A 13385-nucleotide genomic window follows, 5' to 3' on the forward strand; every position below is an offset into this window, starting at 1 on the left:
TTTAATTTATGCAGGTTCACCAATTAGAGCCGTATATTCGGGGAGAATAATATATCTATGCACTACTCGAACAAAACGCGGCGGAAAAGCGAGGCCGCGGCCGCCGCCGGGCTGCACGGCGCCTGCCGCGGCCCGGCGGAGTTTTTCACGCGCTGATCAAAGCGGCGCCCATTCTCCCTCTTCCCTGTCGCGCATGACGGGGCAGCTCACAGGGCCGCGCGCGGCCGTCTTGAGGCAGGCGTTGCACGAGACGCAGGCTGAGGGGCGCGCGTCGTCCTCGGCCCAGCGGTTTACCAGATCCGGCTCCGCTATGAACGGGCGGCAGAGGCCGAACATGTCGGCCGCGCCCTCGTCGAGCAGGCCGGCTATGACCGGAAGCGAACGCAGGCCGCCGGTCAGTATGACGACGGCGTCCTCCGGCGCGCGTTCCCTTATCATGCGAGCGTACGGCGCGAATGGAGCCTCTGACTCTCCGGCGGATACGCCGACGACCGACGGTCTATGCGCCGCCGGCGTGTAGTCCGCGCCGGACGAAACTTCAACTGCGTCCGCGCCCGAGGCCAGCGCCGCGAGCGCAGCGAGCGTCCCGTCGTCGGGGCCGTAGCCCCCGTCCATACCTTCGTTGACGCTGAGCTTCACCCACAGCCGGAAATCGCCGCCGACAGCCGCACGGACGCCGGCGCATAGTTCACGAAGAAAACGCGCGCGATTTTCGGCGCTTCCTCCGTATTCGTCTGTTCTTTTGTTGAAGAGCGGCGAGAGGAACTGTGTTACGAGGAAGCCGTGCGCGCCGTGTATTTCAACGCCGTCCGCGCCGCCCTCCTTCGCGCGCAGCGCCGCGGCCGCAAACTCGCCGAGCACGCGCTCTATGTCGTCCCTTGTCATCGCGCGGCTGCCCGTATCGCATCCCGGCATCGTCACGCCGCTCGGCGAGACGCCAGCGCCTTCGGCGAAGGCGGACGAGAGCAGTCCGCCGGCGTGGCAGATCTGGACTATGAGCCTCGAGCCGTGCGCGTGGACGGCCTGCGCGAGACGGCGGACTTCCTCCGCTCCGCGCTCTCCGTCGAGCCCCCACTGGCGCGTCGCGGCCCGTCCTTCGCGGCTTACGTAGGCGAACTCGGATACGACGGTCCCCGCTCCTCCGGCGGCTGCCTCGGCGGCTCGCGAGACGGCGGAGGGCGTCAGAGCGCCGCTCTCGCCGTCGCAGCAGCCGAGCCACGCGGCGGCGCGGACGAAGCGGTTGCGGGCCGAAAATTTTCCATGCTGAAAGCTTTTGAACAGTCTTTGTATCTTTTCTCTCTCCGATGTTGCGGACATGTCTATGTTCCTTTCGGCGCGCCGGCGGCGCGCGGATATCATACGAAGCGGAGCAGCCCTGCGGCCTCTTCCTCGACGATGCCGGCGTGGGCGGCTAGGCGCTTTATTCCGAAGCGTCCGTGGCCCGTAAAGCGCGAGATTTCGCGGCGCGGAACGTTCCACGGTCCTCCGGGGTTCTCGCGTGTGAGACGGCGCGCCGAAGCCTCGGCGAGTATCAGCTCGCCTAGCGCCGGATGGTGCGGCCCCGCGGCGACGTCCGAGGCGAGCGACTCCGTCTCCTGAAGCCCTATCCTTATCGGCACGAAGCCGTATTCGAGGGCTTCGTCGATAAACTCGCCGCCCCATAGCGCCGCCTCCTCGACAGAAAGCGGGCGGTACTCGCCGCTCCTGTAGAGGCGGCAGAGCTCCGTCCCCTCGAGGACGAGACACGGATAAAGGCGCAGCTCCCAAGAGTCCGCGCCCTTGAGCGCTGCGAGGCGGCGAAGGTCGGAGAGGCTGCTTTCGCGTCCCTGTCCCGGCAGCCCTATCATCATCTGCACGCCTACCGGCAGTCCGTCGGCCATGAGCAGCCGTATGTCCTCGAATATTTTTTCAGGGTCGGCCTCGCGGCGGCAGGCGGCGAGCACGGCGGGGTCGAGCGTCGGTATGCCGAGCTCTATGCGCGAAACCGGATATTGCTTTATCAGCCCGCGCAGCGCGCCGTCGCGCAGGTCGCCGGGGTAGGTCGAGAAGCGCACGGCGCTCCCGGCGGGCGCGTACATCGTCACGCAGTCGAGGTATTCCTTCACCCTCTCGGGCGGAAAGCGGCAGAAGGAGCCGCCGAAATAGCATATCTCGCGCGGCTCGGCAAGGCCGCTCAGCGCGGCGCGCACGTCATCGGGCGAGGGCACGGCGCGCACGCCGGTTATGACGCGCTGGTCGCAGTAGACGCACTGACCGCGGCAGCCGGCGAGAGGCAGGAAGAACGGAAATTTTTTCAGCAAGGCCAAGACTCCTCACCGTCCCAGTCGCGGTACTGCCCCTCCTCCCATTCGGGCCAGAGCGCGGCCCAGGCGAAGGTGTCGGCGCGGTTTTCAAAGCTCTCCATAGAGACGAAGCTGCGCGACCAGAAGCGCGCGCCTTTCGTGTGATACAGCAGATGGTAGAGCTCGTGAAAGAGCGCGAAGCGCCGCCACAGCAGCGGCAGCATCGAGTTGATGAAGATGCGTCCGCGTTCGCCGCGCACCAGATGTATCCCCCACACGCCGGAGGGCAGCGCGACGCGCTTTATGTCGAGAGAGAGCCCAGTGCGTTCCTCCGCCTTCGCGAGTATGTCGAAATCGTCGAGGAGACGCCACTCCGCGGCCTCGCTCACCGCCCATTCCGGCAGGCGCGCGGGCGGCTCCGGATACTGCTCCTCGAGCAGGTCTTCAACTTCTTCTTCCCTACTTGTCTTCGGAAGCATCCTTCTCGTCCCAATCGTCGAGCGCCGCCTCGATCACTCTGTAGACGCGTCGCAGCTCCTTCTCCGAAAGCTTCTTGCTGCGATACCATATCTCGAGCTCTCCGTCGTCGAGCATGGACTCAAGCTGGACGCGCCCGGGCTTGTCCGGCGAGGAGAAGTCCTGAAGGAGGTCGGCGACCTCGACGTTGAGGGCCGGAGCCAGCCTCTGGAGCAGCTTCATGGACGGAAGCCTGCGGTTGCTCTCGAGCGCCTGCACATAGATGCGGCTGACCTCGACTTTGTCCGCGAGCTTCTGCTGAGTTAAATGCTGCGCTTTGCGCAGCGATTTGATCCTGTTGCCAAGACTCATACTTATAGTCTCCTTTTCATAGAATCTTGCGAAAAAGCATTACTATATATCAACATAATACTATATAGTCCGTTTGTTGACAACGGAGAGAGTACGAGCGTCAGAGATACTATGCAGGAAATATACGCAGCTCAGAAGGTCGGCGGCGCCGCCGGGGCTTACGCGGCGTTCCATAAATCTGCGTTCCAGCTCGTAAAGCGGCGCGCGGTCCCACGACGGAGCGCGGAATGCGGCGCGCGCGCGGCGGACGAGCTCCATATACCCGCCGCGCCAGTAATCGAAACCCGCGCGGTGTATGACGTTGCTGTCCTCGCACACGAGCATCATCTCAAGAAGGGCCGCAAGTCCAGCGTCGTTGAAGCTCGCGCCGCCGCCGAGCGCGCGGCGCAGAGCGGGAAGGCCGGCGCATATTGCCGACGGAAAGCCGCGCTCGGCCTCGCCGCGCACCCCCGTGACTCCGTGCTCGAGATACAGCCGCTCGCCGTTCGTGAGAGCGCGCCGCTGCGATGCGCCGCGCAGGACGCCGAGCTCGCGCTCGACCGAGCCGCGCACTGCGAGCGCCGCGAACCTCGCCGCCGTCTCTGCGCTGAGCGGCGCGCCGGAAAATATGGCGAAGCCGGCCCCGTAGACGAGCAGAGACATAAGGTAGATAAGCCCCTTGTGAGTATTCACCCCGCCGGCAGCCTCGAGCATCGCGCGCTCCATTTCCGCGCCGGCCGGACGCAGCAGCTCCATCGCGCGCTCCGGCGGCGCGCCGCTTAGGCCGGCGCGCGCCTGACGTATCCAGAAGGGCGCTATGGCGCGCGCGCTTTTCAGAAAAAGCGCGCAGTCCATGTCGTCGTGGCATCCGCTGCCCTCCGCGTCCACGAGCCCAGGCTTCGGAGAAGTCATGACCTCGCGCACGGAGGCCTCGTAGGCCGCGATTGCGAGAAATTCCGCGCCGCTTGACTTCATCGTCCTTCTGGCGGATACTTTCTTATATTATCTTGATTGTAAGGAGCCGCTCGATGCATCTTATTCCCTCCGCGGCGAAGTACGCCGCCACTAAAATAGCGCAAATGGCCGAACGGGGCAAGACGGCTATATTTTTCCGCCGCTTCGCCGCGCTGTGCCTTATCGCGCTGTGCGCGGCGGCCTTCGGAGAAGCGGTCTGCCTCGTCTCGGCGTCATGCTGGAACGAGGGGCGCGCGGCGTGGAAGAACGGGGACTGCGAGGCCGCGCTCGAGGCGTGGTCGCGCGGCGCGTGGGCCCAGCCGTTCGCGATACGCCCGGCGCGCCTATATTACTGGAAGATACGCGCGCTCGAAAGGCTCGGGCGCGACGGAGAGGCGGCCCGTACGGCCGCGCTGCTCGCGCTGCGCAAGCCGCTCGACTTTTATTCTTTCGTCCTCGCTTACGAGGGCAAATACCCGAAGCTCACGCGCGCGGTGAACGACGCGAAGTCGCGCGCCGCGGCGGCGCGCCGCTGGGCCGCCGAAGCAGAGGCCGCGGCGTCGAGGACTGGCGTGCGCGAAAACGTGCTTTTCGGCATAATGAAGCGCGAGAGCAAATTCAAGCCCGGCGCCGTGAGCGCGCGCGGAGCCGTCGGCCTCATGCAGCTCATGCCGCCGACGGCGCGCGAGGCCGCCGCGCGGCTCAACGATGAAACTCTCTCCCCCTACGTGCCGGAGCAGAACGTGATGCTCGGAGCGGCGCACTTCGCCTATCTCAGCGCGAAATTCAGCCGCAGGCTGCCGCTCGCGGTCGCGGCCTACAACGCCGGCGCCTCCGCCGTTTCACGCTGGAGGGCGGACGAGGCCGCCGACTGGGTGGAATGGATAGAGGATATACCGTACCCGCAGACGCGCGAATACGTGCGCTCAGTGCTCGAAAACATAGAAATCTACGACTACGGCGGAAAGGGAGCCAAGCAGGGAAGACGCTCTTTCTTCGCGTGGGCGCTGCTGCCGCCGTCGATAGGCGCGGAGTTCGCGGGCAAACGGGAAAATCCAGCAAGGATGGAGTGATCGCGCTATGGCGCGTGCTGAAGGAAATTTCGACCCGGTGGAGGCTGTGCGCGCGTTTCTTGAAGAAGCGCGCTGCGATTCTCAGATAAAACATACGGAGGCGACGATATTCACAGTCTCCGACGCTTCGGCCGCGGTCGGAGCGCCTGAAGAAGAGATACTCAAAAGCATACTGCTGCGAGTGAACCACGGAAAATACTACGCGCTGGCGCTGATGTCCGGCGTCAACAAGGTCGACGCGAAAAAAGTCAAAAAGGCGCTCGGCGCTTCGCACGTCTCGTTCGCAGGAGGCGAGGAGTGCGAAGAATGGTCCGGCTTCCGCCCCGGAGGCGTGCCGCCGGTCGGCTATCCGGAACAGCCGCGCACGCTGCTCGACGAAGACCTCTTCAACTATCAGACAGTGTGGGCAGCCGCAGGCACAGATCACGCCTTCTTTCCGGTCGCGCCAGAGGAGCTGCTGCGCATAACCGGCGGCGAAAAGAGCGACATAAAGAAAGACTAAAGAGGAAAAGACAAATGGACTGCGCAGAATACCGCGCTTATATGAAAGAATTTTTCGAGCGTCTGTACGCCAGTTATTCGGAGGGAAGCGGCGCCGGCGTCATGCTCCCGTTCGGAGACGAAGGGCGCGAGATGTGGGCCGACGGCGCGGAAGAGGACGAAGAATGGAAGAAATGGAAGCTCGTCCCCGCGTCGATAAGCGGCGAGGAGATAGCCGCCTTCGAGGACGAAATAGGGACGAAGCTGCCGCTCTGCGTCAGGGCCTTCCTCACCACCTATCACCACTGCTTCGAACCGCCCGTCGGACGAAACCCGACTTTCGCGCACTTCGAGGGCATGAGGGAGGCGTGGAACCCGACTCTCGTCGCGGCCGGCTATCTGCCCGTCGCGTGGGACGAGGAGGGCGGATACATCCGCTGCGTCGATTTGTCGAATATGCCGGACGAGGAGAAATGCGGCGTCTTCGAGATAGACCACGAGATACTTTTCTCGCTCGACGAAAACGCCGGACGCGGCGCAATCGAGGCAGAGATGATGCCCGTCGCCGAAAACTTCATCGCATTTCTCGACGGGATAGCGGGCGGCGAGATTTAGAAAACAGGCGGAAGCAGCCTCAGAGCGGGAAGAAGAACCGCGCGGCGGGGACGATCAGCAGGGCCGATACGCCTACCCTTATCGCGTAGACGACCGCCATCTGCCAGAGTTTCAGAGGAATATTCGAGTGCCATACGTGCAGGCCGACCTCAGTAAGATTGACGAGGCCGACGACCGAAAGGCAGACGCAGGCGAACCTGTCCGCCTCGGTCAGCAGCGCGTGGCCTGCGGCGGCCGCGAGATACTGATCGACGAAGGCGAATACGACGGACTCGGCGGCGAGCCTGCTTTCAAGCGCGCCGAGCGCGTCGAGCAGGGCCGCGAACGGGACGGCGAGGGCCGAAGCAGCCGGCGTAAATTCCGCAGCGAGCAGCAGAAGCGTGCCGAAAGTCATCATCAGAGGAACGGTGCCGAAAAGCAGCGAAAACATAATATAACGGCTCTCGCGCATATATGACGAGAGCGTCATGCGGCGCGCCTGAGCCGTGCCCCGGAAAACCGCCCAGCGCAGCGCGGACATACCGCGCCGCCCGTCGCCGCGGCGAGCCGCGTATAACGAACGGCCGCGCGCATATTCGTCGGGCACGGACGAAAGAGGCGCTATCCTCGGCATCAGCGCCGCGAGCAGGATCATCGAAGAATACGAGACGAGCAGTATCTGAGGCATGGCGTATGATATGTCCATGAGTTCCGCGACGGCGTATATGTTGTATATCCCGGCGAGCGAGAAGCCGCAGACGATCGACGCGGCCTCGCGTCCCGTATAATAGCCGGCGTCGTACATCTTCGCTGTGAATACTACGGCCATCGAGCTGCTGCCGAGCCACGAGGCGACGCAGTCTACGGCGGCGCGCCCGGGCACGAGAAAGAGCGGACGCATGACGGGGCCGGCGTATACGGCTATGAACTGGACGAGGCCGAAGTCCATCACAAGCGGCGAGAGAAGGCCGAGGACGACGGAGAGGGCCGCTAGCCTAGACACTATGCTTCCAGCTATAAACGCGGCGTTCTCCGCGAACGCGGACGCCAATCCGCCGGGCTCCACAAGCTCCGCCGCGCCCGGCAGAGCGCACAGAGCTATAGGCAGCGCCGCGACGCGCGCCCAGAACCACAGAGCGCCGCCGGTGAGATTCTCGTGCAGTATCTCGTCGCGCAAAATCCAAGCCGGGCGGAAAAATTTCGCCGCGACTGCGAGAACGGCCGCGGCTGCGGATATCGCGGCCGCCGTCTGCGGCCCGCGCCCATCGAGCAGAGACAGCGCGGCCTCCTTGATATGTCCAAGCAGCGTGTTGACTTCGCCGTGGAGGGAAAAGGGCACGAGAAACACCGCGGCGCCGATGAACGACGGTACGGCGAATTTCATCAGAGCCGACGGACGAACTTCGGGCGGCCTTTTCACAGCGGTTTCTTAGCCCTCACAACGCACACCTCGCCGGCGCCTGACTCTTCAAGCCAGCGCACCGGCGGAGCGTGCGGCGGGGTCCAGCCGGTCTCGAAACAGGCTGATGCGTATTCCCAGAGCACCGACGGAGCGAGGCGCAGCACCTCCTCCTTCGAGGCCGCTTCAAGCCAGCAGCCGTGAAGCCCGGGAAAATTGCCGCGCCAGACCCTTTCGCCGTTCTCCACGTCCTCGTATACGACCATCGGATATTCAAAATTTTCCACCGGCGTCACCTCATCGCCGTTTCAAATACTCGCATGAAGTTCCCGCCTAAAATCGCCGCTGCCTGTTCACGCGGGTAACGCGCGCGGACAGCCTCGACGAAGCGCGCCGCGTCGGCGTGCCCGGCGAAAATATCTTTCGGCTCCGGGCAAGGGCCGCGCAGCGACTCCACGCAGTCGCAGAGGTCGAAGCCTATGCCGGCGTGTTCGTATCCGAAATTACCGACGGCGTGCGCGAGATGCGCGAGCAGCGATTCCGCCGTGCGCCCGTGCTCCTTCGTCTCACAGAACGGGCCGTAAGCGTTCATGCCTGCGACGCCTCCGGCGCCGGCGAGAATTCCAAGCTGCTCGTCCGTCAGGTTGCGCGGCGAAGGGGTCAGAGCGCGGCAGTCGGAGTGCGACGCGATGAACGGGCCGCCGATAAGTCTGGCGGCCTCGAAAAAGCCGGCGTCGTTCAGGTGGCTTACGTCTACAACCATGCCGAGGCGCGCGGCCCTGCGCACAAGCTCGCGCCCGAACGGCGTCAGCCCTCCCTCGCGCGCGTACGGAGGCGCGTCCTCGAAAGAAATCCCGTCGCAGGCGTAGTTGCGGCGCGACCACGCAAGTCCGAGCAGGCGCACGCCGAGAGAATAAAAAATATCAAGAAGCAGTATGTCTCGCCCGACGGGCTCCGCTCCCTCAAGCGAGAGAAAAAGAGCGACGCGTCCCCCGGCGGCTGCGGAATAGCAGTCGCCGGCGCCGCGGCACAGACGGAACGACGGAGACTCCTCGAGGTCGCGCTTCAGCGCCGCTATCTGGTCGAGCGCCATGCGAAGGGAGCCCTCCGGCACGTACTCGTCCGGGATGAAGAGCGAGCAGACTACGGCGTTTATACCGGCGGAGCGCAGCCCCGGGAGAAAACGTTCCTCAAGCACTGACTTTTCTCCGCGCCGCCGGAGGGCGAGCACGTCGAGCAGTATATCGGAATGAGCGTCGAGAACTATATCTGGTTTCGCGGTCTCTGTCATTTAAGCTTCAGCCTCTGCATCGCGCAGCGCGAAAGGTCGAACCAAAAAAGCGTCTTTTCCGGCGTATCCCCCGCGCGCGCCAAAATTTTTATCGCCGCGGCGGCCTGCGCCGAGGCTATGAACGGCGGAGTGAAAGGAGGATTCCCCGTCTCCGTCTCGCTTCCCTTGTCTCCCGCGCCGAAGAGCTCCCACGGCGGCGTGTCTCCCGCGCGCAGCACTGCGGTCTCTCCGCAGAAGCCGCCTATAGCGCCGTGGACGAACGGGACGCCGAGCCCTGCGCATGCGCGGAATACGACGCCGCGTGCCTCGTTGCCGTCGAGCGCGTCGATTACGACGTCCGCGCCCGCGAGCGCGGACTCGCAGTTTTCCTCGTTCAGGAAAATATTCAGCGCCGCGGCCTCGACCGCCGAGTTCACGCGCCTGACGCGCCGCGCCGCCGCCTCGGCCTTAAACTCGCCGATGTTGTCCTCCGAGGCGTAAAGCTGCCTGTTCAGATTGCTCTCGCCGAAGCGGTCGCCGTCTATGAGAATCAGCTTGCCCACCCCCGCGCGCGCGAGTATCTCTATTATCCATCCGCCGAGGCCGCCGCATCCAGCGACCGCGGCGCACGACTCAAGCAGCCTAGCCTGTCCGTCTAGTCCGAGCGTCCCGACGCTGCGCTCGTACCGCGACGGACAGAGCCCGGCGCGCAGCGCCGCCGCCTCGGCTTCGCGCGGCGAAATGCCGCAGCGTTCCGCCGCCTCGCGGCAGAGCCGGAGCGGCACGGCCTTTACGCCGCCGCTCTCCGGCGCCCCGGCCTTCATAATTTCAACGGCGTCCTCCAAATCCACCGGACGTCACCTCCGCGACGATATTTCAAAAAACATAATCAAGCGCAATGCGCGCTTTTCCCTTTCATTATACATTCATTTGTCCTCTTACGGCACTTCATTGTCTTTACATCTTAATTTTTTGTAAAATTCTGCTACAATATTGACAGGACGTAAAATCGCGAAAAATATTCTTGTCCGCCTCGGAGGAGTTCAGATGTCTATCAAAGTAAAGATCCAAATATTCCTGGGAGTAGTTATGCTTTCGGCGCTTCTGCTGCTCGACGTGATGTTCACCAACTTCCTGATCACTTCGGCGGGCGAGGCCGACCGCGAACGATTGACGCGCGAGCTGTCGCGCACCGTCATGAGCGTCAAGGGAGAGGAACGTATGCTGTCGGCGATCGCCGGCAACTGGGCCTACTCGGACAAGACGTGGGACTTCGTGAACGGCAAATATCCCGAGTACCCGTCGGTCTACCTCAACAGGGACGTGCTCACCGAGATCGGAATTTCGTCGATGATATACCTCGACAAGAACTTAGACGTCGTGCTCTTCCGCGACTTCAGCGCGCCGGACGACGCATCCACCCCGCAGAGCGAATTCAACGCGATATTCAGCTCCGACGACAGCAGCAAAATATTTGAGAGCCTTCCCGACGGCGGCTTCTGCGGCATCGTCATGAAAAACGGCAACAGGCCGATACTCTTCTCCGTCATGCACATACGGCGCTCCGACATGAGCGGCGAAGGGGCAGGATACCTCATCGCCACGATGGCCCTCTCGCCGAAGATGGTACAGCGCCTCACACACGGAATAAACTTCTCCTTCGCGATAGAGCCGGTCAAAGAATCCGAAATCAAGGGCGACCTCCCAGGCATCGTGATCGAGGGAGGACGCAAGGACAGCTACATAGCGGGGCGCGTGCTCGTCAAGGACTTCAAGGGAGCGCCGGCTTTCTGGATAACGGGCATAATGCCGAAAGTGGACATTACGGAGGCCGACAGGCAGCTTCAGCGCCTCTTCCTCTACCTCGCGGTCGCGGCCGTCGCCATAGTGCTGCTCTCCGGGCTCTACCTCAACGAGCAGCTCACGTGGAGGCTCAAACGCCTGCAGCAGGAGATAGCCGGCATACGCGACGAGTCGCGAGAGATACGCCGCATCACGATAGACCGCAAAAAGCGTGACGAGATATCGAGCATACAGCGAACTCTGAACGACTTCATGGCCTTCTTCTCGTTCAAGGAGGGCGAAAAGGAGCGCATCGACGACATAACGATAGACGTCTACAAGCGCTTCGCCGACGCGGGCAACGACTTGTGCGTGAAGACTCTCGAGGAGATAGCCTCGTCCTTCACGCCAGGCGACGCGAAATTCCGCTCCGCGATACCGCGCGCCGCGAAGACGGCGAGCGGCTTCGCCAAAGAACTGGGAGTGCTCGACGAGGAACTTCTATACGTCTACCTCGGCTCGCTGTTCAGCCGCATAGGGATGCTGGCGCTGCCCTTCTCCATCCGCACCAAGACGACGCCGCTGACGCAGACCGAACGCCGCGAGTACGACAGATACCCCGTCAAGTCGCGCGACATGATGGAATCGATAGAGCTTCTGCGCCCCGCCTCCGGCATCCCGTACTCGTGGAACGAGAACTGGGACGGCACGGGCTTCCCGCAGGGCATCTCGGCCGGCGCGATACCCTATCAGGCGAGGATATACGCCGTGGTCGACGCGTGGAACGAGATGACGCGCCCGTGGCCAGGACGCCGCATTCCCGACGCGCGGGAGGTCGCGGAAAGACTTCGCTCTATGGCTGGGACTCGTCTTGATCCCCAGCTTGTCGAGAAATTCATAGAGTACATGAAAAAGGAGAGTTTGTAGGAAATGGTTGAAATTGATGCGAGAAAGCTGGAGTGTCCGAAGCCTGTGCTTCTGACGAAGGCAGAGACGGACAAGGGGACTGAGGCCGTGCGCGTCTGCGTGGACAACGAGGTCGCTGTCGGCAACGTGACGCGCTTCTTCGAAAACGCCGGCTACACTGCGCAGCGTGAGGACGGTCCGGACGGCAAGTGCTTCTACATCACGGGAATAAAGAGCGGCAAGGCCGCGGAGAAAGCCTCCGGCGCTAAGACGACGGCGATACTCTTCGCCTCGGACAAGCTCGGCGCGGAGTCCGACGGACTCGGCGAGGTGCTCATCAAGGCGTACCTCGGCACGATAGCGCAGTCCGACACGCCTCCCGCGTCGATAGCCCTGATGAACGAAGGCATCAAGCTCGCGCTTCCTGAGTCGTCCACGCTCGAAACGCTCCAGGAAATCGAAAAGCGCGGCACGAAGATACTCGTCTGCGGCACCTGCACGAACCACTTCGGCGTCACCGACCAGATAAAAGTCGGCGTGATCTCCAACATGTTCGAGATCGCCGGCTCTCTGATGAACGCAGACAAAGCGATAGTCCACGGCTAAACCGTCATGAGAAAAGTCTACATGAACAACGCGGCCACCACGTGGCCCAAGCCTCCGGCAGTCGCGGAGGCCGTGTACGACTTCATGACGCGCGACGGGGCGAACGCCTCGCGCGGTTCGGCGTCCGAACGTGACATAAAGAGCCTCGACATCCTTTTCACCGCGCGCGCCAAGGCGGCGAAGCTCTTCGGCGGCTACGCGAAGGGAAATCCGAAATACGTGACGCTCACCATGAACGTGACACACTCGCTCAACGTAGTCATAAAGGGCTTCGTCAAGAGCGGGATGCGCGTCGTTACGACCTCGATGGAGCACAACTCCGTCGTGCGCCCGCTGCGCGAGGCGCAGAAGAACGGCGCGACTGTCGAGGTCATCCAGGCCAGCCTGCGCGGCTACGTCGACCCGAAAAAATTTTCCGAGGCGGCGCTCGAGCATACCGACCTCGCCGTCGTCACCCACTGCAGCAACGTCTCGGGCTCGGTACAGCCGATAGCCGAGATAGCGGAAATCTGCTCAAAGCGCGGCATCCCGCTCGTCGTCGACTGCGCGCAGACTGCGGGCGTGCTTCCGTTAAACGTCTCGGAGCTCGGCCTCGCTGCGCTCTGCTTCACGGGACACAAGGGGCTCTTCGGCCCGCAGGGCACGGGCGGCATCGTCTGGAAGCCGGAGTTCGCGGAAGCATGCGCCCCGTTCATAGTCGGAGGCACGGGAAGCCTTTCCCACGAGGAGACGCAGCCGCTCATCATGCCGGACAAGTTCGAGGCCGGGACGATGAACCTTCCTGGATTCGCGGGGCTCGACGCGGCGCTCGGCTGGATAGAGGCGACCGGCGTCGACGCGATAAGGACGCGCGAGGAAGAGCTCGGACGGCGGCTCGAAGAAGGGCTGCTCTCGATAGACGGCCTGCGCCTGCTCGGCTCGACCGGCGGAGAAGCGCCGCGCCTTCCGGTGTATTCCTTCAACATCGACGGGAAGGACAACGGCGAGTTCGCCAACGACCTGAGCATGAACTACGGCATAGAGGGACGCCCGGGGCTGCACTGTTCGCCGTTCGCGCACAGGACGCTGGGGACGTTCCCAGAGGGGGCGCTGAGGCTCTCTCCGGGCTATTACACGACGGAGGACGAAATCGACTACACGATAGAGTCGATACGGGCCCTCGCCCAGAAGTGATACAGAAGCCCCCGCGGCGCGGGGGCTTCGTCGTATTTACGCGCGGCCGCCTGAAAGCG

At 63.2% G+C, this 13385-nt stretch carries 15 protein-coding genes; 6 read left to right on the forward strand and 9 right to left on the reverse strand.

All coding sequences use genetic code 11. The features are described from left to right. Positions 1 to 156 precede the first annotated feature (156 nt). From B5F39_RS04770 to B5F39_RS04790, 5 genes are read right to left on the reverse strand one after another with little or no spacing between them, the layout of a single operon-like run. Positions 157 to 1317 (reverse strand): NADH:flavin oxidoreductase, encoded by a 1161-nt coding sequence (locus B5F39_RS04770; protein WP_158095934.1) that lies wholly within the window; start codon positions 1315 to 1317, stop codon positions 157 to 159. Positions 1318 to 1355: 38 nt separating this feature from the next. Next, positions 1356 to 2300 carry a radical SAM protein gene (locus B5F39_RS04775; protein WP_158095935.1) on the reverse strand — a complete coding sequence of 315 codons (945 nt, stop codon included), beginning with the start codon at positions 2298 to 2300 and terminating at the stop codon, positions 1356 to 1358. Further along, a complete protein-coding gene (locus tag B5F39_RS04780; RefSeq protein WP_087364515.1) occupies positions 2294 to 2761 on the reverse strand; it encodes an ImmA/IrrE family metallo-endopeptidase in 468 nt (155 codons plus the stop codon). The genes B5F39_RS04775 and B5F39_RS04780 overlap by 7 nt, the downstream gene beginning before the upstream one ends. After that, on the reverse strand, positions 2742 to 3110 hold the full coding sequence (locus B5F39_RS04785; RefSeq protein ID WP_087364517.1) for a helix-turn-helix transcriptional regulator: 369 nt from the start codon (positions 3108 to 3110) through the stop codon (positions 2742 to 2744). Before B5F39_RS04785 ends, B5F39_RS04780 begins: the two co-directional genes overlap by 20 nt. A gap of 60 nt (positions 3111 to 3170) precedes the next feature. Further along, on the reverse strand, positions 3171 to 4064 hold the full coding sequence (locus B5F39_RS04790; RefSeq protein ID WP_087364519.1) for a triphosphoribosyl-dephospho-CoA synthase: 894 nt from the start codon (positions 4062 to 4064) through the stop codon (positions 3171 to 3173). A 104-nt stretch (positions 4065 to 4168) separates the two neighbouring features. Here B5F39_RS04790 and B5F39_RS04795 point away from each other — a divergent pair, with 104 nt between their 5' ends. The 3 genes from B5F39_RS04795 to B5F39_RS04805 are packed head-to-tail and all read left to right on the forward strand — an operon-like array spanning position 4169 to position 6211. Next, entirely contained in the window at positions 4169 to 5116 is a 948-nt protein-coding gene (locus B5F39_RS04795) for a lytic transglycosylase domain-containing protein (RefSeq protein WP_158095936.1), read from the forward strand. A 7-nt stretch (positions 5117 to 5123) separates the two neighbouring features. Further along, positions 5124 to 5618 (forward strand): YbaK/EbsC family protein, encoded by a 495-nt coding sequence (locus tag B5F39_RS04800; RefSeq protein ID WP_087364522.1) that lies wholly within the window; start codon positions 5124 to 5126, stop codon positions 5616 to 5618. A gap of 14 nt (positions 5619 to 5632) precedes the next feature. After that, positions 5633 to 6211, forward strand: a complete 579-nt coding sequence (locus B5F39_RS04805) for an SMI1/KNR4 family protein (protein WP_087364524.1) — start codon at positions 5633 to 5635, stop codon at positions 6209 to 6211. A gap of 19 nt (positions 6212 to 6230) precedes the next feature. Here B5F39_RS04805 and B5F39_RS04810 read toward each other — a convergent pair whose 3' ends face one another. From B5F39_RS04810 to B5F39_RS04825, 4 genes are read right to left on the reverse strand one after another with little or no spacing between them, the layout of a single operon-like run. After that, positions 6231 to 7574 (reverse strand): nucleoside recognition domain-containing protein, encoded by a 1344-nt coding sequence (locus B5F39_RS04810; protein ID WP_143330655.1) that lies wholly within the window; start codon positions 7572 to 7574, stop codon positions 6231 to 6233. A 32-nt stretch (positions 7575 to 7606) separates the two neighbouring features. Then, a complete protein-coding gene (locus B5F39_RS04815) occupies positions 7607 to 7876 on the reverse strand; it encodes a hypothetical protein (protein WP_143330656.1) in 270 nt (89 codons plus the stop codon). A 5-nt stretch (positions 7877 to 7881) separates the two neighbouring features. Further along, complete coding sequence (locus B5F39_RS04820) at positions 7882 to 8880, reverse strand: membrane dipeptidase (RefSeq protein WP_087364528.1); 999 nt, start codon at positions 8878 to 8880, stop codon at positions 7882 to 7884. Further along, entirely contained in the window at positions 8877 to 9710 is an 834-nt protein-coding gene (locus B5F39_RS04825) for a ThiF family adenylyltransferase (RefSeq protein ID WP_239391108.1), read from the reverse strand. The genes B5F39_RS04820 and B5F39_RS04825 overlap by 4 nt, the downstream gene beginning before the upstream one ends. 196 nt (positions 9711 to 9906) lie before the next feature. On the opposite strand from B5F39_RS04825, the gene B5F39_RS04830 reads away from it, so the two are divergent. From B5F39_RS04830 to B5F39_RS04840, 3 genes are read left to right on the forward strand one after another with little or no spacing between them, the layout of a single operon-like run. Beyond that, positions 9907 to 11568, forward strand: coding sequence for an HD domain-containing phosphohydrolase (locus tag B5F39_RS04830; protein ID WP_087364530.1), 1662 nt, complete (start codon positions 9907 to 9909; stop codon positions 11566 to 11568). Between the two features lie 3 nt (positions 11569 to 11571). Next, on the forward strand, positions 11572 to 12153 hold the full coding sequence (gene yedF, locus B5F39_RS04835) for a sulfurtransferase-like selenium metabolism protein YedF (RefSeq protein WP_087364532.1): 582 nt from the start codon (positions 11572 to 11574) through the stop codon (positions 12151 to 12153). A gap of 6 nt (positions 12154 to 12159) precedes the next feature. Continuing rightward, positions 12160 to 13326: an aminotransferase class V-fold PLP-dependent enzyme gene (locus tag B5F39_RS04840; protein WP_087364534.1), complete on the forward strand. Its 1167-nt coding sequence runs from the start codon at positions 12160 to 12162 to the stop codon at positions 13324 to 13326. Positions 13327 to 13385: the final 59 nt, after the last annotated feature.

Source organism: Cloacibacillus sp. An23, from assembly GCF_002159945.1.
In the GTDB taxonomy this organism is placed as follows: Bacteria; Synergistota; Synergistia; order Synergistales; family Synergistaceae; genus Caccocola.